The organism is Lysobacter olei, assembly GCF_054777355.1.
This window is the reverse complement of sequence record NZ_BAAHAT010000003.1, coordinates 92,738-118,048: the sequence shown is the minus strand read 5'-3', so window position 1 is coordinate 118,048 and position 25,311 is coordinate 92,738. Positions and strand designations below refer to the sequence as shown.

The following is a 25,311-nucleotide window of genomic DNA, read 5'->3' as shown; positions in this document are numbered from 1 at the left end:
TTAATGGGACTCAGGCGCCGATGGGCCGCTGTGCCCCCAGCAGGTGGTGCAGTTCGGCCACGGTATCCGCGGCCCGCAGGGCGGCACGGAAATCCGGATCGGAGAAGCGTTCGGCCACTTCGGCCAGGCGGTGCAGGTGTTCCTGTGCGAAGTGCTCGGGCACGGCCATGGCGACCACCAGGTCGACCGGCTCGCCGTCCAGCGCGCCAAAATCCACGGGCGTCGACAGCTTGAGGAACGCGCAGCGGGTGTCTTCCAGGTCGGCAATGCGGCCGTGGGGCAGCGCGACGCCGTGGCCGATGGCAGTGGTGGCCAGGGCCTCCCGGGCCCTCAGGCTGTCGCGGATGAGCGCTACGTCATCGGGAGAGGCCGCCGCGCCGGCCAGCAGCCGGGCGGCAGCGTCGATGACCGCTTCGCGGTTGCCGGCCGAAGCCAGCTGCGCGATGCGGTCATCGTCGAGCATGTCATGCAAGGGCATCCGTCAGCCAAAGTCGGCACTGCGGGCAATGCCCTCGCCACGGCGCTGGTTATCGGACTGCTTTTCCTTGTGCTTTACCAGCAGGCGGTCGAGCTTGTCGGCCAGCAGGTCGATGGCGCCGTACATGTCCACGCCAACGGCGTCGGCGTGCAGGGTCTTGCCGGCGATGTTGATGGTCGCTTCGGCGCGTTGCTCGACCTTGTCGACACTGAGCAGCACGCGCACGTCGATCGGATGTTCGAAATGGCGCGGCAGCCGTTCCAGCTTTGACTCCACGTAGTCACGCAGGGGCTGGGTGACGTCGATCTGCTGACCGTGGACTTCGATTCGCATCGGAAACCTCCTTCACGTTGGAACGGTAGTGACAGCATCTCATTTCTGGGATGCCTTGGAGCCAGTTTCAATACTTGGGGGTCATCCTCGCCTTGATGGCGATCAATTCATGCGCCACTCGCGCCTGGACCTTTCATGGGGACGGCCGTGGAGCGGGCAGGCAGGCGCCTTGCGCAGGCACGTTCAGCAGATTCGAACCCGGTCCTGCGACGAGGGAATGTTCATTGCTTCCCGGTACTTGGCGATGGTGCGCCGCGCCACAGGCATCCCTCCCGCCTTGAGCGACTCCGCCAGGCGGGCGTCGGAAAGCGGCTTGCGCGGGTTTTCGGCCTCGATCAGCTGCCGGATCATGGCCTGGATGGCCGTGCTGGAGGCCTCGCCGCCAGCGCCGGTCTCGATCCCGGAGGCGAAGAATGCCTTCAGGGGGATGGTGCCTCGTGGCGTGCGCGCGTATTTGCGGGCGATCGCCCGGGAAATGGTCGATTCATGCACGCCCACGTCCTGGGCCACTTCGCGCAGGGTCAGCGGGCGCAGGGCGCTGTCGCCAAATTCGAGGAAGCCGGCCTGCTGCCGGATCAGGCAGCGAGCGACCTTGAGCAGTGTGTCGCCTCGGGCCTCCACGCCCTTCAGCAGCCAGCGGGCCTCCTGCAGGCGGCCGCGCAGGTACTGGGCGTCGGTGCCGCTGGCGTGGCGAAGCATGGCTTCGTACCCACGGTGTATGGCCAGCCCCGGACGCGTCCCGGAGGCCAGGGCGGCGCGCCAGACGCCGTGCTGGCGCCAGATCACCACGTCCGGACTGACGTAGGTGTCGTTGCTGACGCCACCGATCTGCGCGCCCGGCCGAGGATCCAGCGATCGCAGCAATTGCACGGCGACGTCCACGTCGGAGGGGTCCAGCTTCAGCTCGGCGGCCAGGCCGGCCACGCCCACCCGAGGCAGGCGCTCCAGCGGGCCCTGGGCCAACTGGGTGGCCAGCGACTTACCAGGCGTGGCGTCGGGCAAGGTTTCCAGCTGCAACTGCAGGCACTCGCCGAGGGTGCGTGCGCCTACGCCGACCGGGTCGAACCGTTGGATCTGGCACAGGACCGTGGCGACCTCGGCGGGAAGCGCCTCGATCTCCGGTCGCAATGATTCGGTGAAGCCATCGAGCGCTTCACGCAGGTAGCCGTCGTCGTCGATCGCATCGATCAGCGCGACGCCGATGGCACGGTCGCGCGGTGACAGCGGGCTGAGGTGGAGCTGCCACAGCAGGTGCTCGTGCAGGCTTTCTCCCCCGGCGACCTGTTCAGCCGCCGGCGTTTCCTCATCGATGTCGGACGGGCCGATGCGCTGGTACCAGGTGTCGCCCTCGGGCAGGCCCCAGTCGTCCTCCTCCGGTCGCGTCGTGACTTCCGACGGCGCCTGCTCAGCCGGAAGGCTCACGCCCAAGGCCGGGGGCGGAAGATCCTCGGTCCATTCCAACAGCGGATTGGACTCGACCGCGGCGGCCAGTTCGGCTTCCAGTTCCGCGGTGGACAACTGCAACAGATGGATGGCCTGCCGCAATTGCGGCGTCATCACCAGGTGTTGTCCGAGGGAGGCTTGGAGGCGAGGTTTCATGGTCGATCACGAACGTGCCGCGGCAGGGCCGACGGTCGTTCGCGATCCGATCAAAGGCGGAAGGATTCGCCCAGGTAGACGCGACGCACGTCGGGATTGGCCAGCAGCGCGTCCGGAGCCCCCTGCGCGAGCACGCCGCCATCGCTGAGGATATACGCACGATCGCAGATGCCCAAGGTCTCGCGCACATTGTGGTCGGTGATGAGCACGCCGATGCCGCGGTTCTTGAGGTGGGTGACGATGCGCTGGATCTCGCCGACGGAGATCGGGTCGACGCCGGCGAACGGCTCGTCGAGCAGGATCAGGCGGGGTTTTCCGGCCAGTGCGCGGGCAATCTCCACGCGTCGGCGCTCACCGCCGGACAGGCTGGCGCCCAGCTGGCCGGCGACGTGGCCGATCTGCAGTTCGTCCAGCAGCTCGGCAAGTTCGCGCTCGCGACCGGCCTTGTCCAGGTCCTCGCGCAGCTCCAGCACCAGCATGATGTTGTCGGCCACGCTCAGCTTGCGGAACACCGACGGTTCCTGCGGCAGGTAGCCCACGCCGAACTTGGCGCGCGAGTACATCGGCTCGTGGGTGATGTCACGGCCGTCGAGCTTGATCTCGCCGGCATCGGCGGGCACCAGACCGACGATCATGTAGAAGCAGGTGGTCTTGCCGGCGCCGTTGGGGCCCAGCAGGCCGACGACTTCGCCCGCGTCCAAGGTGAGGCCAAAGTCGCGGACGACCTCGCGGGAGCGGTAGGCCTTGCGCAGTCCATTGGCGACCAGCATCAGCCGCCACTCCCGTTAGTACGGGCGCCCTTGGGCATGATGCGCATCTTCACGCGGCCGTTGCCCGCGCCGCCGCCGGTGACCTGGTTGGTGCGCATGTTGTAGACCACGCGCTCGCCGCTCAGGTTGCCGCGGGGCTGGCGGATGTCGACCTTGCCGGTGAACACGACCACTTCGGTGGTGAGGTCGTAGTCGATCTTGCTGGCCGTCGCGGTCATGGGCGTGCCGTCATCCATCTGCTGCTTGAGCGTGACCGGGGCGCCGGTCAGCACCACGCGGGTGGGCTCGCCGCCACTGCGGCTAACGACCGCGGTGCTGGCGCGGATGTCGAGGGTACCCTGGGTGAGGGTGACGCCACCGGACAGCGTGGCCGGTTTGTTGTCATCGAGGCTGTAGTCCGTGTGGCCGGCATCGATGTCCATCGGCTGGTTGCGGTCGGAAGAGCGCGCGAGCACGGCCGCCGGCACGGCAAGCGCGGCAGCGAGCATGATCACCAGCGAACTAGCGGGCAGTCCTTTCATATCGGGCCTTGACGTCGGATTGGAGGACGATGCGCTTGGCATCGAGTTGGGCGTCGAGCCCGCGGCCGTTCAGTATAAAACCCGGCTGCGTCATCGAGACCTTCGCGCTGGACGTGGCGCGTTGCGCGTTGGGGAAGACGTTCAGCTCTTCAGTGGTGATGCTGACCGGGCGCCCCTGTTTGTCCTGGCTGTCGGCCTGCACGCGTCCGCGCAGGCGGATCTCGTCGCCCTTTGGGGCCACCCAAGCCGTGGCCGAGGTCACTTGCCACGGCGCCCCGGCCGCGCCGGCGCGCGGCGGGATCACGAACACCGGGGTCTGGATATCCATCGACTTGGCCGAGGGATCGCGGGTCAGCTGCGGCGCACGCAGGGTGAAGGCTTCGCGGCCCTGGTCATCCAGGGCAATCAGTTCCAGGTCGTTGAGCACGTAATCCGGGCGAAACTGACCCTGCGCGGGCGCCGTCTCCGCCGGGCGCTGGCGCCATGCCATCCAGCCGGTAACGATCGCCGCGATCAGCAGCACCCATGTACTCGCGGTCCGCCAACTCATGCATTGCCCTCGACGCGCACGCCATCGATGCGGACCACGTCAGCCAGCAGTGCCTCGGCCTTGCCCTGGGCGGCCAGTACCAGGTCACAGAACTCGCGGACGGCACCGTTGCCGGCAGGCGCGGTGGTGCGCCAGTGCGCGCGCTCGCGCACCCACGGGTGACCGCTGCCCGGGGCGACGGAAAAGCCCACCTGCTGCATCACCCGCAGGTCCGGCAGGTCGTCGCCCATGAAGGCCACTTCGTCCAGGCCGATGCCGAGACGGGACGCAATGCCCTTCACGCAGGCCAGCTTGTCGGCCACGGCGGTGTGGACTTCGACAATGCCCAATTCGCGCGCGCGCTGTTCGGCAATGGTGCTGGCCCGTGCGGTGACGAAGGCGACGGAGATGCCCGCCTTGCGCAGCAGCACCAGGCCTTGGCCATCGTGCACGTGGAACGCCTTGAGCTCGCGGCCTTCGGTGTCGAAGAACAAGCGGCCGTCGGTCAGCGTGCCATCGACATCGAAGCAGGCCAGCCGGACCCGTGTGGCATGTTCGCGCACCGGGGCCGGGTAGTCGTTGAGGTGGGAATAGGGCATGGCGTCGATAATCCGGCGTCGTCGGGATCAGACCACCCGGGCGCGCAACAGGTCGTGAATGTTGAGGGCGCCGACCACCCGCTGTTCAGCGTCGACCACCAGCAGGCCGCTGATCTTGTGGGTTTCCATCAGTTGCGCGGCTTCCACCGCCAATGCATCGGCGTCAATGGTCTTGGGCGAGCGGGTCATCACGTCCGCGATGCGGGTGGCGCGGATGTCGACGTTGGCGTCGTCCAAGCTGCGGCGCAGGTCGCCGTCGGTGTACAGGCCCAGCAGGCGCTGGTCCCCGTCGACGACGGCGGTCATGCCCAGCCGCTTGCGGCTGATTTCCACCAGGGCCTCGCTGACGGTGGCGTCCGGGCCCACGGTGGGAACGTCCTCACCGGCGTGCATCACGTCGGTGATATGCAACAACAGGCGCCGGCCCAGCGCACCGGCGGGGTGCGAACGGGCGAAATCGTCGGCGGTGAAGCCGCGTGCTTCCAGCAGGGCCACGGCCAGCGCGTCGCCCATCGCCAGCGAGGCGGTGGTGCTGGACGTGGGGGCCAACGCAAGCGGGCAGGCCTCGGCGGGCACGCTGACGTCCAGATGCACGTCGGCCTCGCGGGCCATCGACGACTGCGATCGGCCGGTCATGGCGATCAGCTTGTTGCCCTGCCGCTTGAGCACGGGCAGCAACAGCAGGATCTCGTCGCTTTCGCCCGAGTAGGACAGCGCGAGCACCACGTCGGCGTCGGTGATCATGCCCAGGTCGCCATGCGCGGCCTCGCCCGGATGCACGTAGAACGCCGGGGTGCCGGTGGAGGCGAGCGTGGCGGCGATCTTGCGGGCGATGTGGCCGGACTTGCCCATGCCGGTGCAGATCACACGGCCGCGGGCCTCCAGCATCAGGCGGCAGGCCGCGGTGAACTCGCCGTCCAGCCGAGCGGCGACGGCGTCCAGGGCGGCGATCTCGACCGCGAAGGCGCGACGGCCGCTGGCGGCCAGCGCGCTGGCATCGAGGGTGGGACGGGGCGAAGGCACGGTTGCCATTTCGGAGTGGGGGCCTTTCCGCTAGGCTAATCGGTTCATTCTATGCGGTCTGGCCGGGAAACGCCCGGTGCGGGACGGGCGGCGGGGTTGCACCCATGCCGGAAGCCGCGGCAACGCCTGCAACGGAATGCCCCCTGACCGCGACGACCACCGAGGTGCCTGCCCCATGAATCCCGACATCATCCGTGCCCTGATCGAGCAAGGCCTGCCTGGCGCCCGTGCCGACGTGCGTGGCGACGACGGCGTCCATTTCGAGGCGACCGTGGTGGCCGAAGCCTTCCGCGGCAAGCTGCCGCTGGCGCGCCATCGCATGGTGTACGCCACGCTGGGCGACCGCATGGGCGGCGAGATCCACGCGCTGGCGCTGAAGACGATGACGCCGGAAGAGGCCGGCGCCTCGGCCTGAGGCGCGCGTTGCCCCAATCCCCCTGCCACCACCCGTTCCGCGAGCCGAGAATTCCATGCAGAAGATTGTTGTCGAGGGCGGACGCCCACTGAACGGCGAGGTGCAGATCTCCGGCGCCAAGAACGCCGTGCTGCCCATCCTGTGCGCCACCCTGCTGGCCGATGAACCGGTCGAGATCAGCAACGTGCCGCACCTGCACGACGTGGTGACCACCGCCAAGCTGCTGGCCGGCCTGGGCGCTGGCATCACCATCGACCAGGGCACCATCGGCACCGGCAGCGAAAGCGGCATAGTGGTGGATCCGCGTACGGTCAACAGCCACGTCGCCCCGTACGAACTGGTCAAGACCATGCGCGCTTCGGTGCTGGTGCTGGGGCCGCTGCTGGCCAAGTACGGTGAGGCCGAAGTGTCGCTGCCCGGCGGTTGCGCGATCGGCTCCCGGCCGGTCGACCTGCACATCAAGGGCCTGCAGGCGCTGGGTGCGGACATCGTGGTGGAGCACGGCTTCATCAAGGCGAAGGCGGCGCGGCTGAAGGGCGCGCGCCATGTGTTCGAGATCGTGAGCGTGGGCGCCACCGAGAACGTGCTGATGGCGGCCACCCTGGCCGAAGGCACGACGATCCTCGAGAACGCGGCCATGGAGCCGGAGATCGTGGACCTGGCCGAGTGCCTGCGCGCGATGGGGGCGAAGATTGAAGGCGAGGGCACGCCGCGCATCGTGATCCACGGCGTGGAGCGCCTCCACGGCGGCAAGCACGCGGTGGTGGCAGACCGCATCGAAACCGGCACGTTCCTGGTGGCTGCCGCGATGACCGGTGGGCGCATCACGGCGCGCAAAGCACGCCCCGACACTCTGGATGCGGTGCTGGACAAGCTTCGCGAAGCCGGTGCCGAGATCACCTGTGAAGGTGACCGCATCACCCTGGACATGCACGGCAAGCGGCCGAAGGCGGTGAACCTCACCACCGCGCCGCACCCGGCATTCCCGACCGACATGCAGGCGCAATTCATGGCAATGAACTGCGTGGCCGAAGGCGTGGGCGTGATCAAGGAAACGATCTTCGAGAACCGCTTCATGCACGTGAATGAGCTGGTGCGCTTGGGCGCGGACATCCACGTGGACGGTCACAGCGCCGTGGTGCGCGGCGTGCCGCAGCTCAGCGGCGCACCGGTGATGGCCACCGACCTGCGGGCCTCGGCGTCGCTGATCCTGGCCGGACTGGTGGCCGAGGGCGAGACGACCATCGACCGCATCTACCACCTCGACCGCGGCTACGAGAACATCGAGGAAAAGCTGTCCGGGCTGGGGGCGAAGATTCGCCGTATTGGCTGAGGCTTCAATCCGCAATACACCAAAAAAGCCCCGTGTCGGGGCTTTTTTTTTGGCTGCTGTGCCGGCACCGTTTTTCCGGCTCGATGGGGCTGGAGCAAGGCTTCGCGGCCTCGTTTCAGGCGCAGAAAAATTACCTGACCGTGTGCACGCGCAGGTCCATCTCGTCCGAACCCTTGTCCCGCTGAAGGATGCGCGCCGGCACGGGCATGCCTTCTACCACCCAGGCAATCGTCTGGCGCTCGCCGCTGGTATTGATCACCTTGGTAGCCTGCTGCGGCTTGCCACCCACGGTGATCTGCTCTTTGCCGGCCACGGTGTATTTCATCACCTTGACCTTGCCGTTCTCGACCAGTCGATAGACCAGCGGCTTCCCTGCCAGGACGTCGCGCACGAGTGCGAGGTTGACCAGCAGCGCATCCATGTCGCCGGCCTGCAACTTCACCGGGCCGGCGCGGCCGGGTTTGACGTCGCCGGACCAGGTGGCCACGCCGCGCGACCAGTCAAACGCCGCATTCTTGACTGAGCTCTTCACCAGAAGCTTAGTGGTGTCAGTGCCCGTCAACGGTCGCCATTGGCCACCCACGTCCTGGAAGACCGTGGTCTGACTGAGGTTGGCCAGTGCGTTCTGGATGCTGAGGTTGTAGCGCCACTTGCCTTCGCCGGCGGCAGCCAGCGTCATGCGCCCATTGGCCTGCATGCCCATGTAGTTGGCCTGGTAGTCAGCGGTGAACGGTTCGAGCGCCATCGCCGGCGCGGTGGCCAGCAGCGTTGCCGCCACGAAGGCCATTCGAAACCGCTTAGTCTGATTCTGGGTACGCGTCATCGTCATCACGGGATTCCTTTGTACTCCACAAGGCGCAGGTCATAACTGTCCTGCCCCTCCTCGCGCTGCAGGATGCGGATCGGCGTGGGGACGCCGTCGGCCACCCACAGCAATGTCTCATCGCCGCTGGTGCCAGACCGGCTCACCCGTAGCGTGTCAAATCGCATGTCGCCTGCGCCCATCGGCTCCACGGCGCTACTGACCTGGTAGTGGTGTTCACGCACGCGGCCATCGTCGACAAAGCGGTAATGCAGGGCCTTGGCGGGTACCGCATCGCGAATCACCGCAAGGTTGATCAACAACCCGCTCATGTCTCCCGGCTGCAGGGCCACCGGGCGCGAACGGGACTCCTTCACGTCGCCCTTCCACCGGGCCGAGCGTGACTTCCAATCGTAGAGGCCGATGGTTTTCCGTTGCGTGAACGCGATTCGGCGCACCGTAGCCTGAGTCAGCGGGCGGTAAGTTTTGCCCGAGGGGGAAGTGTCGAAAACGGTGCTCTGGTCGGCATGCACGCCGGCGATCTTGAACAGGCCACCGCCACGCATCATGAGGTCGACTCGCCAGCGGTTGCCGGGCTGACGTACCAGCTGCAGGGTGGCATCCCCGAGCTCGCTGTTGCCTTTGTAGACCTTGTATTGCGCGATAAACGGCGCCAAAGGCGTCGGGGCGGCGTTGACCACCCCCGTTGGCGGTGGAGGGGGCGTGGTGGATTGCGCGATGGCGGTGGAAAAAGAGGCAGCCAGTACAGCAAAGGCGGCAATCAGTCGAATTTGGCTCATGGAAGCGCGAGTTCGTTGTCAGCAGTCAGTTGGAGAGGGGCGCCCAACCTGGCACCGTCGTATTGCACGCCGTGCGTGGTCAGCCGGATGCGGCCCGTGCCCAATTCGCGCAGGGTGGCGATCAGCAGCGGGTGCTCGCGTTGCAGCACGCGCGCGGCCAGCCGTTCGGCATCGTCGTCCGGCAACACGGCGACACGGGCCTGGGCGATCACGGGGCCACCGTCGAGCTCGGCCGTGACGAAGTGGACGCTGGCGCCATGCTCGGCCACGCCCGCGTCCAGCGCCTGCTGGTGGGTGTGCAGGCCCTTGAAGGCGGGCAGCAGCGAGGGATGGATGTTGATCATCCGGCCCAGGCGCGGGTTGACGGCGACGGCGCTCATGAGCCGCATGTATCCCGCACAGACGATGAGGTCCGGATGAACGGCGTCGACGAGGCTGAACATGGCTTCATCAAACGCCTCGCGGCTGGCGTAACCCTTGGCGCCCAGCGCGGTGGCCGGCACCCCGGCGGCGCGCGCGTGATCGAGCGCCGCCGCCTTGGCGCGGTCGGAAAACACGCCTACCACCTCTGCGTCCAGCTCCCCGCGCGCAATCGCGTCGAGGATGGCGCGCAGGTTGCTGCCGCGGCCGGAGGCCAGCACGGCCAGTCGCAGGGCGGGCATCAATCCAGCTCCGGGGGCGTCAGGGGGCTAAGGGGACGACGGCTGCGTGCGAGCCGCAACCGGGACGCGGTTGCGGCCATCCACTCAGCCGATGCGCAGGCGCTCGCCGGTGCCCGCCGGCGTGACCTGGCCGATCTGCCAGTGGGCCAGGCCCAGGCGGTCGAGGTCGGCATTGACCGCGGCCACGTCATTCGGGGCCACGATCAGCACGAAGCCGACGCCACAATTGAAGGTGCGCCACATTTCCTCACGCGGCACGTTGCCTTCGCGCTGCAGCCAGTCGAAAACGGCCGGCAGGGGCCATGCGGACGTGTCAATGTCCAGGCCGAACTGCGGCGGCACCACGCGGATGATCTTCTCCACCAGCGCGCCGCCAGTGACGTGGGCCATGGCGTGGATGTCGTGCCTGGCCAGCAGTTCCAGCACCGGCTTGACGTAGATGCGGGTGGGCTCCATCAGCGCATCGCCCAGCTTCACGCCGCCCAGGTCCAGGTCCAGTCCACCGTTGTCGGCGGTCACGCCGGCCCGCGCCAGGATCTTGCGGATCAGCGAATAGCCGTTGGAATGCGGGCCGCTGGAGGCGATGCCGATCAGCACGTCGCCTGCGCGCACCTTGGTGCTGTCGATCAGCTTGGCCTTCTCGACCGCACCGACGGTGAAGCCGGCCAGGTCGTACTCGCCCGGCGGGTACATGTCGGGCATTTCGGCGGTCTCGCCGCCGATCAGCGCGCAGCCGGCGATTTCGCAACCCTTAGCAATGCCGCCGACCACGTCGACGGTGGTGGCCACGTCCAGCTTGCCGGTGGCGAAGTAGTCGAGGAAGAACAGCGGCTCGGCGCCCTGCACCAGCACGTCGTTGACGCACATAGCGACCAGGTCGATGCCGATGGTGTCGTGGCGGTTGAGCTGCTTGGCCAGGATCAGCTTGGTGCCCACGCCGTCGGTGCCGGAGACCAGCACCGGTTCCTTGTACTTGCCGCTGACGTCGAACAGGCCGCCGAACAGGCCGACGCCGCCCAGCACTTCGGGGCGCATGGTGCGCTTGACCAGCGGCTTGATGCGTTCGACGACTTCGTTGCCCGCGTCGATGTCGACGCCGGCGTCACGGTAGGTAAGCGGGGTGGGGCTCGTCACGGCGGACTCGGCGGTGGCGGTAGGGAGTCGGGCATTTTAGCAGTCCGGCGCGGCCGACGCCGGTGCCGGGATTGGTGCCGCGAGCGACGTCAATGGACGGATCACCCGTGCTGGGGCACCATTTCCCGAGAATTCCAGTCACCTAGGGAAGGCGATGCTTCGCGCAATCCGACTGTTTTGGGCCGTGACGCTGCTGTCGATGGCCTTCGGCGCCTCCGCGCAGCGCGTGGAAGGCGACGTGGCACGCGCCCAGGGGCCCTATGCCGCCGAGGTCAAGGTCAACGGCCAGGGCGCGCCGGAACGCAACAACGCCTTTGTCCGCGCATTGGTGCAGGTGCTGTCGCGCCTGTCCGGCGACAACGCGGTCGCCTCCCGTCCGGGCGTGCGCCAGGAGCTGGGACGGGCGAAAGACCTGGTGGACGGCTACGACTACCGCCAGGACGAGGGTGTGTCGGCACGTGGCGCGCCCACGTTTGGCACGGTGCTGGTGGTGCGTTTCGACAAGGAAGCGGTGGACGAGCTGGCGGCGCTCGTTGGCCTGCCGATGTGGCCCTTCCCGCGCCCCAAGCCGGTGCTGTGGCTGGCGATTGACGACGGAACCGGCCCCCGCCTGGCCGGCTTGCCGCAGGCCAACGCCGTGCGTCCGGCGTTGGATCGCGCCAAGGAGCGGGGCTTTGCCCTCGGCTTGCCGGCCGCGACCGCCGCCGAGCAGGCGGTGGTCGGCGCGATCTGGCGGGGTGACACCGCGGCCGTGGCACGCGCGTCGGCGCGCTACAGCCCGCCCATGCAACTGGTGGGCAAGCTCTACCGTGTAAAGGAAGGCTGGCAGGCCGACTGGATCTTCGTGGACGGGGGCAAGGTGCTCTCGCGCTGGACCGAGAAGCATGCCGATGCGCGCCGGGCGATGGCGACGGGCGCCGACGGCGCCGCCAATGCCTTGGTGCGCCGCTATGCCAAGGCCGGGACCGCCACTGCCGTGGGGCCCGCGGGGACCTATCGCGTGACGTTTACCGGCGTGTCCAGTGCCGAGGCCTACATGCGACTGGCGGGCTACCTGGACAAGCTGTCGGTGGTGGGTCGGGTCACGCCCGTCCGCGCCGTGCCGGGCAGCGTGGAATTCGACCTGGAGCTGTCGGTCGGGCTGCCGGGGTTCAAGCGGATGGTCGCGCGCGACGATGTGCTGATCGCCGAAGAGGGCGAGGCGCCCGTCTACCGGGTGCGTTGATCGATGGCGGACATGGAACCGGTCGAGGAAATCGCGCGCTTCCTGCGGCGGCTGAAATGGGCGGCCGTGGCCGTGGCGGTGTGCTGGCTGCTGTGGTTGCTGGCGCCGGTGCTGACGCCGTTCGTGCTGGCTGCGATGTTGGGCTGGCTGGGCGATCCCTTGGTGGACCGGCTGGAGGCAAGGGGCCGCTCGCGCAACGTGGCCGTGGGGCTCGTGTTTACCGCGATGACGGCCGCGGTACTGTTGGCGGTCGTGCTGTTGGTGCCGACGATCGAGCGGCAGGTGCTGACGCTGTGGGCGTCGTTGCCGGCCTATCGCGACTGGTTGATGCTCACGGCGCTGCCTTGGGTGGAGGCCCGGACCGGGCTGGAGATCACCCAGTGGCTGGATTTCAGCCACCTGTTTGAACTGATCCGGGCCAATTGGGAACGGGCCGGTGGTGTCGCCACCACGCTGTTGGGCTACCTGTCGCGCTCGGGCTTTGCCGTGCTGACCCTCGTGGCCAACGTGGCACTGCTGCCGGTGCTGACGTTCTTCTTCCTGCGTGACTGGGATGTGCTGGTTGAGCGCATCGCGGCGCTGGTGCCCCGGGACCACCAGGCGACCGCGTCGCGGCTGGCCCGCGAGAGCAGCGACATCCTGGGCGCTTTCCTGCGCGGCCAATTCCTGGTGATGTTGATCCTGGGCATCCTTTACGGCCTGGGCCTTTGGGCGGTGGGGCTCGATCTGGGGATCCTCATCGGCATCGTGGCGGGCCTGTTTACGTTCATCCCCTACCTGGGGCCGGCCAGCGGCATCGTCCTGGGCGTCATCGCGGCACTGGTGCAATACGGCGACTGGCCGCACGTGGCCGGCGTGCTGGTGGTGTTCGGCATCGGTCAGGTGATCGAGAGTTATTGGCTGACGCCCAAGCTGGTCGGTGATCGCATCGGGCTGCACCCGGTGGCGGTGATCTTTGCGGTGATGGCCGGCGGCCAGTTGTTCGGGTTCCTGGGCATGCTGCTGGCGCTGCCGCTGGCGGCGGTCATCAACGTGTTGTTGCGTTTCGCGCACGAGCGTTACGTGGCGAGCGCGCTGTATGCCGGCGCCCAACCCAGCATCGTGCTGGAAGCCAAGGGGCAGCACGCGCCTCCGACGGGGCAGGGGCCAGGGTGAGCGTTTCTGGAGGAGGCGGGCCGGCGGTGCCGCAGCTGCCCTTGGCGCTGCGTTACCCGCCGGACCAGCGCTTGGACACCTATGTGACGGACGAGCCCGGCCTTGTCGGGCTGGTGCGGGCCGCTGCGACCGTGGGCGGCGACTGGGTCTATCTGGCCGGCCCAGCGGGCGTGGGCAAGACCCACCTGCTGCTGGCGGCGAGTGCGGAGGCCGAGGGTGCAGGCCGTCGGGCGGCCTACCTGCCCTTGGCGGCGGCCGCCGGGCGCCTGCGCGATGCGCTGCTGGCCCTGGAGGGCAACGACCTGCTGGCCCTGGATGGGGTGGAGCGGATCGCAGGCCATCGGGACGATGAGGTGGCGTTGTTCGACGCGCACAACCGCGCGCGCGCCGCCGGAACGACGGTGCTGTATGCCGCGCGTGGCAACCCCGACGAACTGGGGCTGGTGTTGCCTGACCTGCGCTCACGCCTGCAGCAGTGCACGCGGCTCGTGCTGGCGCCGCTGGACGACGCGGGGCGTCGTGAAGTGCTGCGCCAGCGAGCCCAGCGTCGCGGGCTGGTGCTGGACGAGGCCGCGCTGGACTGGCTGCTCAAGCGCGTCGATCGGGACCTGGGCGGCTTGACCGGGGTGCTGGACCGGCTGGATCGCGCGTCGTTGGCGGCCAAGCGGCGGGTGACCGTGCCGTTTCTCCGGCAGGTGCTGGGCGCCGACTGAGCGGGGGCTGTCAGCGCCCCGCGTGCGCAGTGGGATCGCGCCCGATCAGGCGAGCAGCGGGCCCAATGACGCATCCAGCTGCGCGAGGCGCTCCGGCGTACCGACGTCCGTCCAGCGTCCGGTGTGGTGGCACCCGCTGACGCGACCCGCCTCCATGGCCTTGCGCAGCAGCGGCGCGAGTTTGAAGCGAGGCGGCGAGAGGTCCGCGCCGGGTGCATCGCCGATGGTGTCGCGCCAGCCGTCAAACAGGGTGGCCCGGTAAACGCCAATGCCCGAGAACGTGAGCTTGGACCCGCCTTCGCTGGTAAGCACGTCACCCTGCAGCGCGAAATCGCCGCCCGGGTGGTGGGGCGGGTTGTCCACCAGCACCAGGTGCGCGTCGCCGACGGGTGCTGCCGGCAACGTGGCGAAGTCGAAGTCCGTCCAGATGTCGCCGTTGACAGCAATAAAGGGGTCATCGCCCAGCAGCGAGCGTGCGTGCCACATGCCGCCGCCGGTCTCCAGCGGCGTCGGGCCTTCGTACGAGTAATGCAGGCGCACGCCCCACTGTCCGCCGTCGCCGAGCACCTGCGGGAACTGCTCGGCGAGCCAACTGGTGTTGACCACGATGTCATGCACGCCTATCGCCGCTAGCTTCTCGATGTGCCACGCGATCAGCGGCTTGCCGCCTGCGCCCAGCAAAGGCTTGGGGGTGGTGTCGGTCAGGGGGCGCATGCGCTCGCCCAGGCCGGCGGCAAGGATCAGCGCCTTCATCCGCCCATGCCCTCCTGGCCGCGGGCAAGTTCGGCCAGTGCGGGCTTGACGCGCTGCTCGATGACGTCGGCCAACGGTGCCAGCTCCGGGTACCTGGGTAGCACGGCGTCGAGGTAGACGAAGAAGCGCGGCACGTCGGCCAGGTACTTGGGCTTGCCGTCGCGGTGCCACAGACGGGCGAAGATGCCGATGACCTTGAGGTGGCGCTGCACGCCGATCCAGTCGGCGTCGCGGCGGAACTGCGCGAGCGGCGGCAGCGGCAGGCCGGCGGCGGTGGCGCGGGCGTGGTAGCGGTCCAGCCACGCGGCAACCTTGGCTTCGGGCCAGCTGAGGAAGGCGTCCTTGAACAGGCTGAGCGCGTCGTAGGCGATGGGGCCGCGCACGGCGTCCTGGAAGTCGAGTACCGCGGGGCCGCCGACGACCGGCATCAGGTTGCGCGGCATGAAGTCGCGGTGCACCAGCACCTGGGGCTGGGCGAGTGCGCTGTCGATGAGGCGCTGGTACACCAGTTCCAGGCGGTCCATGTCGCCGCAATCGAGCGACAGGCCGAGGTGGTGGCCGAGGTACCACTCGTCGAACAGGCGCAGTTCGCGCGCCAGCAGCGCCTCGTCGTAGGCGGGCAGGTCGACCGGGCAGGGAATGGACTGGAGCTTGAGCAACTGGTCGATGGCGTCGTCGAACAGGGTATCGGCGTTGTGCAGGCCGATCACGTGCAGGTAGGTGTCCGCACCGAGGTCCTCCAGCAGCAGGAAGCCGGCCTCCTCGTCACGCGCCAGCACCTTGGGCACGCGCACGCCACCGGATTCGAGCAGGTCGCGGATGCGCAGCCACGGGCGCACGTCTTCCTTGTCCGGCGGCGAGTCCATGACGATCACGCTGGCGGCGTCGGTGCCGGGCACGCTGCCCGGCGTGATGGCCCCGCGCCAATAGCTGCGGAAACCGGCGTCCATCGAGGCGCGGTGCAGATCGAAGGCGGCGTTGCCGGTGGCGGTGCGGGCCCAGTTGATGCGGGCGGTGTCGCGCTCGGTGGGGGCGCTGTCGGTGTTGCTCATGAAGGCTCCGGCGGCAGCGGGGGCTGCGCAGGTGCAAAGCGTAGCGCAGCCGATGCGGGCTGCGGGCTGCCGTGCTTCACGGGGAATCACTTCCCACGAGCGAAATGCCGTCGCCTCGGACGCGCCGGGGTGAAGGCACCACGCAATTGCTGTGGGCGGATGCTTTCGGACCCTCGGTTGCCCGGAGGGTCCGCGCCATGGCCGTACTTCGTGACTTCAGGCCGCCTTCGCGGTGCCGGTGGCCGGCTCCAGCGACGCCAGCCACTCGTCGTCCGAGCCTTCGTGGACGCCTTCGAACAACACGGTGGACAGATAGCGCTCACCGGTGTCGGGCAGCATCGCCAGCAGCACCGATCCCTCGGGGGCGGTTTCGGCCACGCGCAGCGCGGCGGCCACCGTGGCGCCTGCGGAAATGCCGACGAAGAGGCCTTCTTCCGCCGCGAGACGTCGCGCGGTGTCGCGCGCGATCAGGTCGTCCACGGGCACCACGTCATCGGCGATATCGCGATTGAGCACGCCGGGAACGAAATCCGGGGTCCAGCCCTGGATTTTGTGCGGCTGCCATTCCTTGCCGGACAGCAGCGCGGCGCCGGCGGGTTCGCTGGCGACGACCTTCAGCTCGGGGCGGGCGAGCTTGAGCACCTCGCCGGTGCCGGTGATGGTGCCTCCGGTGCCCCAGCCGCTGACGAAATAGTCCAGGCGCTTGCCGGCGAAGTCGCGCAGGATTTCCGGGCCGGTGGTGCTGCGGTGGTAGGCCGGGTTGGCGGGGTTTTCGAACTGGCTGGCGAGGAACCAGCCGTGCTGCGCGGCCAGTTCGGCCGCCTTGCGCACCATGCCGGTGCCGCGCTCCGCAGCCGGGGTGAGAATGACCTTGGCGCCGTAGGCCCGCATCAGCTTGCGGCGCTCGATCGAAAAGGTTTCGGTCATTACGGCGACGAACGGGTAACCGCGTGCGGCGGCGACCATCGCGAGGGCAATGCCGGTGTTGCCCGAGGTGGCTTCCACAATCGTCTGGCCGGGCTTGAGCACGCCGCGGCGCTCGGCGTCGAGCACGATGGCCAGCGCAAGCCGGTCCTTCACCGAGCCGGCGGGATTGAACGCCTCGACCTTGGCGTAAAGCGTGACGTGCCTGGGCGCGATGCGATTGAGGCGGACGATGGGCGTGTTGCCGATGGTGTCGAGGATGCTGTCGTGGAGCGCCATGGGGGTGTCCTTGGGTAAAGAGTGCCGGGTTCAGCGAGTTGGCCTTGCGGGCGAGTGATGTGCCGGGGCGTTCGACCCGATCAACATCGGCACGCAAGACGTGGAGCGGCATGGGTCATGCGGCTTGCCCCAGTCGCTCGTCCAGAGCGTCATCTCGCGCCAAGCCCCCTACGGGGGCGGCCCCAAACCAATGCAGCTTGGGCGCCAGCGCCGCCACTTCCCCAAGCACCAGCAGCGCGGGGGATTGCACGGCATGCTCGCGGGCCAGGTGCGGCAACCGGTCGAGCGTGCCCACCACGACGCGTTGTTCCGGACGGGAGCCGTTTTCGACGAGGGCGAAGGGCGTGGCAGGGTCGCGGCCGTGGGCGATCAGGCGGTCTCGCATACGTTCCAGCCCGGCCACGCCCATGTACACCGCCAGCGTTTGACGTTCGGCGGCCAGCGCCTGCCAGTCGAGGGTGTCGTCGGAATCCTTGCTGTGCGCGGTGACGAAGCGCACCGATTGCGCATGATCCCGGTGGGTCAGCGGGATGCCCGCGTACGCACCGCACGCTAGCGCGGCGGTGATGCCAGGCACGACTTCGTAGTCGATGCCGTGCGCGCGCAGCACTTCCAGTTCTTCGCCGCCGCGGCCAAACACGAAGCCGTCACCGCCCTTGAGCCGGACGACACGCTTGCCTGCGCGGGCGTGCTCCAGCATCAGCGCGTGGATCTGGTCCTGGGTGACGTGGTGGTGGCCCGCCTGCTTGCCCACTTCGATGCGCTCGGCGTCGCGGCGGGCTAGCGCCAGTACGTCGGCGCTGACCAGACGGTCGTGCAGGATCACGTCGGCTTCGTTGAGCAGGCGCAGCGCGCGCAGCGTCAGCAGCCCGGCATCGCCGGGTCCGGCGCCAACAAGCGCCACGCGGCCGGTGGCGGGGGTGTTGGACGCCTCGTCCAACTGCGCCAGCAATGCCCGCTCCGCCGCAGCCGCGTCGCCACGGCGAAGCAGGGTGGGGACGCTGCTGGCCAGCACACGCTCGAAGAACCGGCGGCGCGCATGCAGGTCGGTCAGCCGTACGCGGATGCGGCCGCGCAGGCGGGTGAGCAACGTCGCGAGCGCACCAATGGATTCGTCCAGTTGAACCTCCAACTGTTCGCGCAGGTGCCGGGCCAGCATCGGCGCGCCGCCTCCGCTGGAGATCGCAATCTGCACCGGCCCACGCTCGATGCGCGAAGGCACCTGCACGCTGGACTGCACCGCATCGTCCACCACGTTCACCCAGATGCGGCGGGCTTCGCCGGCCACGGCCACGGCGCGGTTGACGGCGGGCAGGTCGGTGGCCGCGATGGCCAGCCAGGCGCCGTTGAGCCAGTTGGGGTCGAAGGTCCCGACGATGTGCCGGATGTCGCCGCGTTGTGCGAGGCGGGCGAGCTCAGGGTCCAGGTCTGGTGCGCCCACGCTGACCTGGGCGCCAGCCTCCATCAGGGCGGTCACCTTGCGCCGCGCCACGCTGCCTCCGCCGACCACCAGGACGGGCCGGCCGGACACATCGGCGAACAGCGGGAAAAGCGGGGCGGCGGGCATGGCGGGATTGGACGGGAAGGGGGCCTCCGACGCTAAACCCCGGCCGTCCCCTGTGGAAATGACGGCAGGGTCTTGCCTTATTCCACTAAGGCATAAGCATTGTCTGGCTTGATGTTTCGCAATTGGGAGTAGAATCCTTCTATTCGGATATAGAGATTGATCATGAGCATCGCTCCCGCCTTGATGTGTCCCGTGTGCCCGCCGAAGGCCCGCCTTGCCGCACCTCGACCTCCCCGGACGCAACGCTCATGACCCTGACCCAACTCCGCTACCTGGTCGCCATTGCCGACTCGGGACTCAACATCACCCTGGCCGCCGAGCGCGTGCATGCGACCCAGCCCGGGCTGTCCAAGCAACTCAAGCAACTGGAAGACGAGCTTGGCTTCCTGCTGTTCTCACGCAAGGGCCGGAGCCTGGACGCGGTCACGCCGGGCGGCGAGCAGGTGCTCAAGCACGCCCGCCGGCTCCTGGCCGAAGCCAACAACATCCGCTCGTACGCGGCCAACCAGCGTCGCGACGGCCAGGGCCGGCTGGTGCTGGCCACCACCCATACCCAGGCGCGGTTTGTGTTGCCGCCGGCGATTGCCCAGGTGAAGCAGGCTTACCCGCAGGTCAGCGTCCACCTGCAGCCGACCGCCGATGGCGAAGTGCTCGCGCAACTGGCCAGCGGCGAGGCCGACCTGGCGCTGATCAGCACTGCCGGCGACGTGCCCGAAGGCGGCATCGCGGTGCCGCTGTTCCGCTGGCGGCGCCAGGTGCTGGTGCCAAAGGACCATCCGCTGGCCGCACAGTCCGCGCCGGGGTTGGCCCAACTGGCGGCATACCCGCTGGTCAGCTACGAATCATCGATTCGCCCCGAGTCCTCGTTGCGCCGTGCGTTCCTCGAGGCAGGCCTGGAACCGCAACTGGCGATGACCGCGCGCGACGCCGACCTGATCAAGACCTACGTGCGCGCCGGCCTCGGAGTCGGCCTGCTGGCCGAAATGGCCGTGAGCGCGCACGACGATGCGGACCTGCGCGCGCTGATCGCGCCCTCTGCCATTCCCGAATGCGTGGCGTGGGCGGTGCTGCCGCGCGAGCGCGTGCTGCGGGACTACACGCTGGAACTGCTGCATGCGCTGGCGCCGCAACTCGATCGCCATGACCTGCGTCGGGTGCTGGCCGGCAACCAGGCACCGAGTTGGCCGACGCCGCCGACCTGGACCGAGCTGAGCCAGCCGATCACGGTCTGAATCACGCTGCCCGGCTGGTCGGCGCGCCCGCGGCGTCCCAGTACTCGTGCAACCCGCATTCGCGCTTGAGCCCGAAGAAGCGTGTGTCCTCCTCGCTCATGCCTGCTTCCAGTCGACGCGTGGAATGCGTATCGCCGATGGAGACATATCCGTCGTGCCAGAGCGGGTGGTAGGGCAGGTCGTGGCGTTGCAGGTACTGCCACACGTCGCGGTCGGTCCAGTCGGCCAGCGGGTGCAGCTTCCAGCGGCCATCGCGCAATTCCAGGAAGTCGATGTGCGCGCGACTGGCGGACTGCTGCCGGCGCAGTCCGGCAATCCAGGTGCGGACGCCCAGCTCGCGCAACGCGCGCTGCATCGGCTCCACCTTGTGTGCCTGGTTGTAGCGGCGGATGCCGTCCACGCCCAACTCGGCCAGGCGCGTCACCCGTGCGGCATCCCACGCGCTGTCCGCCTGTGGCTGGTAAACCTTGAGGTTGAGCGCCAACCGGCGGGTGAGTTCATCGACGAAGCCGTAGGTCTCTGGGAACAGGTAACCGGTGTCCACCAGGATCACGGGGATGTCGTGCTTCTGCCGCGTCACCAGGTGCAGCGAAACCGCTGCCTGCGCGCCAAAGCTCGATGACAGCGCATGCTCGCCCGCCTGCGCTTCCAGCGCCCACGCGACGCGCGCCTCGGCGCTTTGCGTCCCGAGCCAGCGGTTGAGTTCATCCAGCGCGCGCGGGGACTCGGCCGCGGTGATCGGGTCCGGCGGGCTCATGCGACCACCTCGATGCCGATGGTGCGCGTGTCCTTGGCCGGCACGCTGACGACACCGGCACGCAGCAGGTAATCGCCGAAGTGTTCCCCTGGCGCACGCTGCGCGGCGAAGTCGCGCAGCAACGGGTCGATCGCGGCGAGGATGGCCGTCTCGTCGACATTCTCCCGGTACAGCGTGTTCAGGCGCTGGCCGCGGTGGTCGGCGCCGAGCATCAGGTTGTAACGGCCGGGTGCCTTGCCGACCAGCGCGATCTCGCCCAGGTACGGCCGCGAGCAGCCATTGGGGCAGCCGCTGATGCGCACGTTGATCGGCTGCTCCAGCAGGCCGTGGCGACCAAGCAGTGTGTCCAGTTGCGCGATGAAGTCGGGCAGGTAGCGCTCCGCTTCGGCCATGGCCAGGCCGCAGGTCGGCAGCGCGACGCAGGCGATGGCGTTGAGGCCGGTGGGCGTGGCGCGCTGGTGCACATCAAGCGCATGGCGCTCGACCAGCGCGTCAATCGCGTCGCGCGACCCAAGCGGGACGTTGGCAATGACCAGGTTCTGGTTCGCGGTCATGCGGAATTCGGGGGCAGGCAGGACTTCGTCGCCGGCCGGCGCTATGCGGTCGGCGCTGCCGCCGATGGCATTGAGCAAAGTGGCGATTTCACGCAGGCCGGTAAGATGGCTGAGCCCGTCACGGTCCCAGATGCGTCCCGCGACAATGCGCAGCGTCAAGTGCCAGCGTGCATCGTCGTCCTCGGACCGCACCCAGCCGAAGCGGTCACCGTTGTGCACAAACGCAACGGCGCGCGCGGGCTGCAATGCGCCACCGGCGCGGCGCTCGACCTCGGCCTTGAAGGCCTGCAACCCGCGGTCGTCGATGGTGTATTTCAACCGTGCACGCTTGCGTACCACGCGGTTGCCCCAGTCGCGCTGGGTGGTGATCACGGCCTCGGCAATGGCGGTCAGCCGCTCCGGCGGGATGAAGCCGATGACGTTTCCCAGTCGTGGATAGGTCTCAGGGTCGCCGTGGGTGGCGCCCATCCCGCCGCCAACCGTCACGTTGTAACCGAGCAGCTCACCGGCTTCGACGATGGCGATGAAGCCCAGGTCCTGGGCGAAGACATCCACGTCGTTGTACGGCGGGATCGCGAAGCCGATCTTGAACTTGCGCGGCAGGTAGGTGGCGCCGTAGACCGGCTCGTCTTCCTCACCGCTGCCGGCGACCTTTTCTTCGTCCAGCCAGATTTCGTAGTAGGCGCGGGTGTTGGGCAGCAGGTGCTCGGACAGCGCCGCGGCCTGCGCGTGCACAGTGGCATGCGCGCGCGACTGGTGCGGATTGGCGGCCACCGCCACGTTTCGGTTGACGTCGCCGCACGCGGCCAGCGTGTCGATCAATGCGGCGTTGATCGCCTGCATCGTCGGCTTCAGCTCGGTCTTGATCACGCCATGGAACTGGAACGCCTGGCGGGTGGTGATGCGCAGCCCGCGCTCGGCGAAGGTGGTAGCGATGCGGTCCAGCTTCAGCCATTGCGCCGGCGATACCACGCCACCCGGCGTGCGCGTGCGGATCATGAACGAGTACGCCGGCTCAAGCTTCTGCAGGCGACGCTCCTCGCGGACATCGCGGTCGTCCTGCTGGTAGCTGCCGTGGTACTTGATCAGGGTCTGGTCGTCCTCGTTCAGCGCGCCCGTGACGGCGTTGGCCAGCGACGCCAGCAGGGTGCCGCGCAGGCGTCCGCTGCCGCGCTTGATGTCTTCGACTGAATGCGTGCTCATCAGTAAACGTCCCGGGCGTAGCGCCCCTGCGCCTGCAGCGCGTTGAGGTAGTCCGCGGCCTCGTCAGCCGACTTGCCGCCGTGTTCGGCAATCAGGGCCAGCAGCGTCGCGTGCACGTCCTTGGCCATGCGCGTGGCATCACCGCAGACATACAGGTGTGCGCCCCCTTCCAGCCAGGCGTACACCTCCGCGCCGTGTTCGCGCAGGCGGTCCTGCACGTAGGTCTTGCGCGGTGCTTGTTCGGATGCGCCACCATGGTTGAGCGATGCGATGGCATCGCGCGAGAACGCCAGGTCCAGCCGATGCAGATGGCCGTGCTTGAGTGCGTCCTGCCACTCGCTCTGGTAGAGGAAGTCGGTGCGAGCGTGCGGATTGCCGAAGAACAGCCAGTTGCGGCCGCTGGCACCGCTGCTCGCGCGTTCTTGCACGAAGCCGCGGAACGGGGCCACGCCGGTGCCGGGACCAATCATGATCACATCGCGGCCGCCATCGGCGGGGAGGCGGAAGCGGTCGTTGTGCTCGATGAACACCGGCAGGCGTTCACCTTCCGCGGCGCGCGCGAGGAAATTGGAGGCGGCACCCCAGCGCAGGTCATGGTCGCGATGGCTCGCCCCGACACCCGCAGGCGTGTCGAAAGCACTGCCGTCTGCGGTGTTGGTCCCGTTGACGCCATCGGCGCCCACGTCGCCGGTCCCGGATTCGACGCGGTATTCGATATGCGCGACTGTCAGGTGGACCTCCTCCCCCACGACTCGTGGGCTGGAGGCAATCGAATAGAGCCGCGGCATGAGGGGGCGCAGCGACGCCACCATCGCATCGGCGGTCCATGCGGCAGGATGTTCGCGCAGCAGGTCGATCAACTGGTGGTTGGCCAGCAGGTCCGCTAAGCCGCCGGCCTGATCCCCTGCCAGGCGTTGGTTGAGGGACGCGTCCTGGGCCAGCGCCGCGTGCGCGACGAGAAATGGCCGGGATAACCGCGTCAGTTCGCGGCGGCTGGACAGCCACTCGCGCAGCGGCAGCGCCTGGCCGGCGTGCTGGACGATTTGCTCGCCGTCCAGCGACAGCGTGGCGATCACGGCCTCCACCAGACGCGGAGGATTCTGCGGCCACACCCCCAGCGCATCGCCCGGCTGGTACTGCAGGCCTGAGCCTTCCAACGACAGTTCAATGTGGCGGATGTCCTTTGCCGAAGGCGAGCCGTCGCGGTTGCGGCCGGTGATGCGCTGGTTGGCCAGCAGTTCGGCGTGAAACGGATTGTCGCGGGTGAAGTCGCCGGTGGCCGCTGCGAGCGGACGCAGCGGGGTCACGGTGGCCAGGGGCGCCTGCGGCTTGAGCGCGTCCGCCGCGGCGGTGAGGGCCTTCGCCAACCAAGGCGTGGCCACCGTTTCCACATCGAGGTCGGCGTCGCCACGCTCCAGCCAGCGTGTGGCCCCCAACTCGGCGAAGCGCTCGTCCAGCCTGCGGCCGATCGCGCAGAACTGCGGATAGCTCGAGTCGCCCAGCCCGAGGACGGCGAACTGCAGATCCGGGAGCCTGGGCGCGCGCTTGCCCGTGAGGAATTCGACGAAGCCGCGGGCGTCATCCGGTGGGTCGCCGTCGCCCTGGGTGCTGATCACCACGGCCAGGTAGCGCTCCTGCTTCAGTTCGCGGGTCGGATAGGCATCGGCGCGCAGGACCCGCACGTTGAGGTCGGCCGCCTCAAGCTGTTGCCCCAGCGACTCCGCGATCCGCTTGGCATTGCCGGTCTGGCTGCCATAGACGATGGTCAACGTCGGCGCAGGCGGGGCGTCGGGTGAAGCCACCACGACCGGCCGCAAGGGGGCCAAGGCGTGGGTGCGTGCGAGCCCTGCGGCGTAGCCCGAAAGCCACCACAGCCCAGCACCGTCGAGACTGGTGGTGAGCTGCTCGACCAGCGTGGCTTGCGCCTGTGTCAGCAGTGAGGGCGGTGCGGAGAGGGCGGGGGAGGCAGACATGGCGGCACCGCGGCGGACTTCGACGCGGCCAGACTAGGCAAGCGTTTCCACGCACGGAAAGGAAGTCGGGTTATGCACTTATGCCCGTGCTGTATTTCGCCTGCGAGGTGGCACGTGCGGATACTGTCCACATCCCATTTCATGTCCCCCGTTGCGGATGGAACTTCCCCCCGACCTGCTGCTGTTCATCGTGATCGGCTTTGCCGCCCAGCTGGTCGACGGTGCCCTGGGCATGGCGTATGGCGTAACCGCTTCCAGTCTGCTGCTGGGCTTTGGCGTGCCTCCCGCCATTTCCAGTGCCACCGTGCATGCCGCCGAATGCTTCACCACCGGTGCGTCCGCCGCATCCCACCATGCCTTTGGCAACATCGACCGCAAGCTGTTCAAGCGACTCCTGCTGCCCGGCGTGGTGGGCGCCGGCGTGGGGGCCTACCTGCTGGCCAGTCTCCCCGGCGATGCGCTCCGTCCCTGGATCGCGAGTTACCTCGTGCTGATGGGCGCGATCATCATCTACAAGGCATTCCGGGACTTTCCGCCGGCCGAGGTCGCCTCGCACGTGGCCCCCCTGGGGTTCTTTGGTGCACTGGTCGACGCCATCGGCGGTGGCGGCTGGGGCCCGATCGTCTCCACCAACCTGCTGGCGCGCGGCAATGGCCTGCGCCTGACCGTGGGCACCGTGAATGCGGTCGAATTCTTCGTGACGCTGACCGCGTCGCTGGTGTTCCTGGTCACCTTGGGCCTGGGCCACTGGGAGATAATTGCGGGGCTGGCCATTGGCGGCGTTGCCGCCGCTCCGCTGGGGGCGCTGCTGGTCCGCCATGTGCACCCCCGTCCGCTGCTGGTGCTGGTGGGGCTGCTGGTGATGGGCCTCAGCGCCCGTACCCTGCTCAAGCACTTCGGCGCGTTTTGAGTCACGATTGCCACTG

At 68.3% G+C, this 25,311-nt stretch carries 26 protein-coding genes; 7 read left to right on the top strand and 19 right to left on the bottom strand.

What is annotated here, in order from left to right:
- Positions 1 to 10: 10 nt before the first annotated feature.
- From ACYVBS_RS05465 to ACYVBS_RS05430, 8 genes are all read right to left on the bottom strand, one after another.
- On the bottom strand, positions 11 to 478 hold the full coding sequence (locus ACYVBS_RS05465) for a PTS sugar transporter subunit IIA (protein WP_460822320.1): 468 nt from the start codon (positions 476 to 478) through the stop codon (positions 11 to 13).
- A 3-nt stretch (positions 479 to 481) separates the two neighbouring features.
- Entirely contained in the window at positions 482 to 811 is a 330-nt protein-coding gene (hpf, locus tag ACYVBS_RS05460) for a ribosome hibernation-promoting factor, HPF/YfiA family (protein ID WP_460822319.1), read from the bottom strand.
- 183 nt (positions 812 to 994) lie between these two features.
- Positions 995 to 2,410: an RNA polymerase factor sigma-54 gene (locus tag ACYVBS_RS05455; RefSeq protein ID WP_460822318.1), complete on the bottom strand. Its 1,416-nt coding sequence runs from the start codon at positions 2,408 to 2,410 to the stop codon at positions 995 to 997.
- A gap of 50 nt (positions 2,411 to 2,460) precedes the next feature.
- Complete coding sequence (lptB, locus tag ACYVBS_RS05450) at positions 2,461 to 3,180, bottom strand: LPS export ABC transporter ATP-binding protein (RefSeq protein ID WP_460822317.1); 720 nt, start codon at positions 3,178 to 3,180, stop codon at positions 2,461 to 2,463.
- Complete coding sequence (lptA, locus tag ACYVBS_RS05445) at positions 3,180 to 3,701, bottom strand: lipopolysaccharide transport periplasmic protein LptA (protein ID WP_460822316.1); 522 nt, start codon at positions 3,699 to 3,701, stop codon at positions 3,180 to 3,182. Before lptA ends, lptB begins: the two co-directional genes overlap by 1 nt.
- The gene (gene lptC, locus ACYVBS_RS05440; RefSeq protein WP_460822315.1) at positions 3,682 to 4,251 is read right to left on the bottom strand and encodes an LPS export ABC transporter periplasmic protein LptC; all 570 of its coding nucleotides are present in this window, start codon (positions 4,249 to 4,251) and stop codon (positions 3,682 to 3,684) included. The genes lptA and lptC overlap by 20 nt, the downstream gene beginning before the upstream one ends.
- Positions 4,248 to 4,829 carry a KdsC family phosphatase gene (locus ACYVBS_RS05435; protein ID WP_460822313.1) on the bottom strand — a complete coding sequence of 194 codons (582 nt, stop codon included), beginning with the start codon at positions 4,827 to 4,829 and terminating at the stop codon, positions 4,248 to 4,250. Before ACYVBS_RS05435 ends, lptC begins: the two co-directional genes overlap by 4 nt.
- A gap of 27 nt (positions 4,830 to 4,856) precedes the next feature.
- Entirely contained in the window at positions 4,857 to 5,852 is a 996-nt protein-coding gene (locus ACYVBS_RS05430) for a KpsF/GutQ family sugar-phosphate isomerase (protein ID WP_460822312.1), read from the bottom strand.
- A 175-nt stretch (positions 5,853 to 6,027) separates the two neighbouring features.
- Between ACYVBS_RS05430 and ACYVBS_RS05425 the strand changes: the two genes are divergently transcribed.
- A complete protein-coding gene (locus ACYVBS_RS05425; RefSeq protein ID WP_460822311.1) occupies positions 6,028 to 6,267 on the top strand; it encodes a BolA family protein in 240 nt (79 codons plus the stop codon).
- A gap of 55 nt (positions 6,268 to 6,322) precedes the next feature.
- The gene (gene murA / locus ACYVBS_RS05420; protein ID WP_460822309.1) at positions 6,323 to 7,600 is read left to right on the top strand and encodes a UDP-N-acetylglucosamine 1-carboxyvinyltransferase; all 1,278 of its coding nucleotides are present in this window, start codon (positions 6,323 to 6,325) and stop codon (positions 7,598 to 7,600) included.
- 130 nt (positions 7,601 to 7,730) lie between these two features.
- Here murA and ACYVBS_RS05415 read toward each other — a convergent pair whose 3' ends face one another.
- From ACYVBS_RS05415 to purM, 4 genes are all read right to left on the bottom strand, one after another.
- Positions 7,731 to 8,387: a DUF3108 domain-containing protein gene (locus ACYVBS_RS05415; RefSeq protein ID WP_460822308.1), complete on the bottom strand. Its 657-nt coding sequence runs from the start codon at positions 8,385 to 8,387 to the stop codon at positions 7,731 to 7,733.
- Positions 8,388 to 8,428: 41 nt separating this feature from the next.
- On the bottom strand, positions 8,429 to 9,202 hold the full coding sequence (locus ACYVBS_RS05410) for a DUF3108 domain-containing protein (protein WP_460822307.1): 774 nt from the start codon (positions 9,200 to 9,202) through the stop codon (positions 8,429 to 8,431).
- Positions 9,199 to 9,864, bottom strand: a complete 666-nt coding sequence (gene purN, locus ACYVBS_RS05405; protein ID WP_460822306.1) for a phosphoribosylglycinamide formyltransferase — start codon at positions 9,862 to 9,864, stop codon at positions 9,199 to 9,201. The genes ACYVBS_RS05410 and purN overlap by 4 nt, the downstream gene beginning before the upstream one ends.
- Positions 9,865 to 9,948: 84 nt before the next feature.
- Entirely contained in the window at positions 9,949 to 10,998 is a 1,050-nt protein-coding gene (gene purM, locus ACYVBS_RS05400) for a phosphoribosylformylglycinamidine cyclo-ligase (protein ID WP_460822305.1), read from the bottom strand.
- Positions 10,999 to 11,152: 154 nt separating this feature from the next.
- Here purM and ACYVBS_RS05395 point away from each other — a divergent pair, with 154 nt between their 5' ends.
- From ACYVBS_RS05395 to hda, 3 genes are read left to right on the top strand one after another with little or no spacing between them, the layout of a single operon-like run.
- Positions 11,153 to 12,223 carry a DUF2066 domain-containing protein gene (locus tag ACYVBS_RS05395; protein ID WP_460822303.1) on the top strand — a complete coding sequence of 357 codons (1,071 nt, stop codon included), beginning with the start codon at positions 11,153 to 11,155 and terminating at the stop codon, positions 12,221 to 12,223.
- Between the two features lie 12 nt (positions 12,224 to 12,235).
- Complete coding sequence (locus ACYVBS_RS05390) at positions 12,236 to 13,378, top strand: AI-2E family transporter (RefSeq protein ID WP_460822301.1); 1,143 nt, start codon at positions 12,236 to 12,238, stop codon at positions 13,376 to 13,378.
- 26 nt (positions 13,379 to 13,404) lie between these two features.
- Positions 13,405 to 14,091 carry a DnaA regulatory inactivator Hda gene (hda, locus tag ACYVBS_RS05385; RefSeq protein ID WP_460822299.1) on the top strand — a complete coding sequence of 229 codons (687 nt, stop codon included), beginning with the start codon at positions 13,405 to 13,407 and terminating at the stop codon, positions 14,089 to 14,091.
- Between the two features lie 45 nt (positions 14,092 to 14,136).
- Here the strand turns inward: hda and murU are convergent, their stop codons facing one another.
- From murU to cysG, 4 genes are all read right to left on the bottom strand, one after another.
- Positions 14,137 to 14,844 (bottom strand): N-acetylmuramate alpha-1-phosphate uridylyltransferase MurU, encoded by a 708-nt coding sequence (gene murU / locus ACYVBS_RS05380; protein ID WP_460822298.1) that lies wholly within the window; start codon positions 14,842 to 14,844, stop codon positions 14,137 to 14,139.
- A complete protein-coding gene (locus tag ACYVBS_RS05375; protein WP_460822297.1) occupies positions 14,841 to 15,896 on the bottom strand; it encodes an aminoglycoside phosphotransferase family protein in 1,056 nt (351 codons plus the stop codon). Before ACYVBS_RS05375 ends, murU begins: the two co-directional genes overlap by 4 nt.
- Before the next feature lie 216 nt (positions 15,897 to 16,112).
- Positions 16,113 to 17,099: a cysteine synthase A gene (gene cysK, locus ACYVBS_RS05370; protein WP_460822296.1), complete on the bottom strand. Its 987-nt coding sequence runs from the start codon at positions 17,097 to 17,099 to the stop codon at positions 16,113 to 16,115.
- A gap of 115 nt (positions 17,100 to 17,214) precedes the next feature.
- Positions 17,215 to 18,666 (bottom strand): siroheme synthase CysG, encoded by a 1,452-nt coding sequence (gene cysG, locus ACYVBS_RS05365; protein ID WP_460822294.1) that lies wholly within the window; start codon positions 18,664 to 18,666, stop codon positions 17,215 to 17,217.
- Between the two features lie 248 nt (positions 18,667 to 18,914).
- Between cysG and ACYVBS_RS05360 the strand changes: the two genes are divergently transcribed.
- Positions 18,915 to 19,898, top strand: a complete 984-nt coding sequence (locus ACYVBS_RS05360) for a LysR family transcriptional regulator (RefSeq protein WP_460822292.1) — start codon at positions 18,915 to 18,917, stop codon at positions 19,896 to 19,898.
- Between the two features lies 1 nt (position 19,899).
- Here ACYVBS_RS05360 and ACYVBS_RS05355 read toward each other — a convergent pair whose 3' ends face one another.
- The 3 genes from ACYVBS_RS05355 to ACYVBS_RS05345 are packed head-to-tail and all read right to left on the bottom strand — an operon-like array spanning position 19,900 to position 24,385.
- Positions 19,900 to 20,655 carry a phosphoadenylyl-sulfate reductase gene (locus ACYVBS_RS05355; RefSeq protein ID WP_460822291.1) on the bottom strand — a complete coding sequence of 252 codons (756 nt, stop codon included), beginning with the start codon at positions 20,653 to 20,655 and terminating at the stop codon, positions 19,900 to 19,902.
- Positions 20,652 to 22,412, bottom strand: a complete 1,761-nt coding sequence (gene cysI / locus ACYVBS_RS05350) for an assimilatory sulfite reductase (NADPH) hemoprotein subunit (protein WP_460822289.1) — start codon at positions 22,410 to 22,412, stop codon at positions 20,652 to 20,654. The genes ACYVBS_RS05355 and cysI overlap by 4 nt, the downstream gene beginning before the upstream one ends.
- Positions 22,412 to 24,385: a diflavin oxidoreductase gene (locus ACYVBS_RS05345; RefSeq protein WP_460822288.1), complete on the bottom strand. Its 1,974-nt coding sequence runs from the start codon at positions 24,383 to 24,385 to the stop codon at positions 22,412 to 22,414. Before ACYVBS_RS05345 ends, cysI begins: the two co-directional genes overlap by 1 nt.
- 157 nt (positions 24,386 to 24,542) lie before the next feature.
- On the opposite strand from ACYVBS_RS05345, the gene ACYVBS_RS05340 reads away from it, so the two are divergent.
- A complete protein-coding gene (locus ACYVBS_RS05340) occupies positions 24,543 to 25,295 on the top strand; it encodes a sulfite exporter TauE/SafE family protein (RefSeq protein WP_460822286.1) in 753 nt (250 codons plus the stop codon).
- Positions 25,296 to 25,311 lie beyond the last annotated feature (16 nt).

Excerpts from the sequence above, each read along its gene's own strand:
- ACYVBS_RS05465 (WP_460822320.1), bottom strand. The coding sequence starts at position 478 with ATGCCCTTGCATGACATGCTCGACGATGACCGCATCGCGCAGCTGGCT.
- hpf (WP_460822319.1), bottom strand. The coding sequence starts at position 811 with ATGCGAATCGAAGTCCACGGTCAGCAGATCGACGTCACCCAGCCCCTG.
- ACYVBS_RS05455 (WP_460822318.1), bottom strand. The coding sequence starts at position 2,410 with ATGAAACCTCGCCTCCAAGCCTCCCTCGGACAACACCTGGTGATGACG.
- lptB (WP_460822317.1), bottom strand. The coding sequence starts at position 3,180 with ATGCTGGTCGCCAATGGACTGCGCAAGGCCTACCGCTCCCGCGAGGTC.
- lptA (WP_460822316.1), bottom strand. The coding sequence starts at position 3,701 with ATGAAAGGACTGCCCGCTAGTTCGCTGGTGATCATGCTCGCTGCCGCG.
- lptC (WP_460822315.1), bottom strand. The coding sequence starts at position 4,251 with ATGAGTTGGCGGACCGCGAGTACATGGGTGCTGCTGATCGCGGCGATC.
- ACYVBS_RS05435 (WP_460822313.1), bottom strand. The coding sequence starts at position 4,829 with ATGCCCTATTCCCACCTCAACGACTACCCGGCCCCGGTGCGCGAACAT.
- ACYVBS_RS05425 (WP_460822311.1), top strand. The coding sequence starts at position 6,028 with ATGAATCCCGACATCATCCGTGCCCTGATCGAGCAAGGCCTGCCTGGC.
- murA (WP_460822309.1), top strand. The coding sequence starts at position 6,323 with ATGCAGAAGATTGTTGTCGAGGGCGGACGCCCACTGAACGGCGAGGTG.
- ACYVBS_RS05415 (WP_460822308.1), bottom strand. The coding sequence starts at position 8,387 with ATGGCCTTCGTGGCGGCAACGCTGCTGGCCACCGCGCCGGCGATGGCG.
- ACYVBS_RS05410 (WP_460822307.1), bottom strand. The coding sequence starts at position 9,202 with ATGAGCCAAATTCGACTGATTGCCGCCTTTGCTGTACTGGCTGCCTCT.
- purN (WP_460822306.1), bottom strand. The coding sequence starts at position 9,864 with ATGCCCGCCCTGCGACTGGCCGTGCTGGCCTCCGGCCGCGGCAGCAAC.
- ACYVBS_RS05395 (WP_460822303.1), top strand. The coding sequence starts at position 11,153 with ATGCTTCGCGCAATCCGACTGTTTTGGGCCGTGACGCTGCTGTCGATG.
- ACYVBS_RS05390 (WP_460822301.1), top strand. The coding sequence starts at position 12,236 with ATGGAACCGGTCGAGGAAATCGCGCGCTTCCTGCGGCGGCTGAAATGG.
- murU (WP_460822298.1), bottom strand. The coding sequence starts at position 14,844 with ATGAAGGCGCTGATCCTTGCCGCCGGCCTGGGCGAGCGCATGCGCCCC.
- ACYVBS_RS05375 (WP_460822297.1), bottom strand. The coding sequence starts at position 15,896 with ATGAGCAACACCGACAGCGCCCCCACCGAGCGCGACACCGCCCGCATC.
- cysK (WP_460822296.1), bottom strand. The coding sequence starts at position 17,099 with ATGGCGCTCCACGACAGCATCCTCGACACCATCGGCAACACGCCCATC.
- cysG (WP_460822294.1), bottom strand. The coding sequence starts at position 18,666 with ATGCCCGCCGCCCCGCTTTTCCCGCTGTTCGCCGATGTGTCCGGCCGG.
- ACYVBS_RS05360 (WP_460822292.1), top strand. The coding sequence starts at position 18,915 with ATGACCCTGACCCAACTCCGCTACCTGGTCGCCATTGCCGACTCGGGA.
- ACYVBS_RS05355 (WP_460822291.1), bottom strand. The coding sequence starts at position 20,655 with ATGAGCCCGCCGGACCCGATCACCGCGGCCGAGTCCCCGCGCGCGCTG.
- cysI (WP_460822289.1), bottom strand. The coding sequence starts at position 22,412 with ATGAGCACGCATTCAGTCGAAGACATCAAGCGCGGCAGCGGACGCCTG.
- ACYVBS_RS05345 (WP_460822288.1), bottom strand. The coding sequence starts at position 24,385 with ATGTCTGCCTCCCCCGCCCTCTCCGCACCGCCCTCACTGCTGACACAG.
- ACYVBS_RS05340 (WP_460822286.1), top strand. The coding sequence starts at position 24,543 with ATGGAACTTCCCCCCGACCTGCTGCTGTTCATCGTGATCGGCTTTGCC.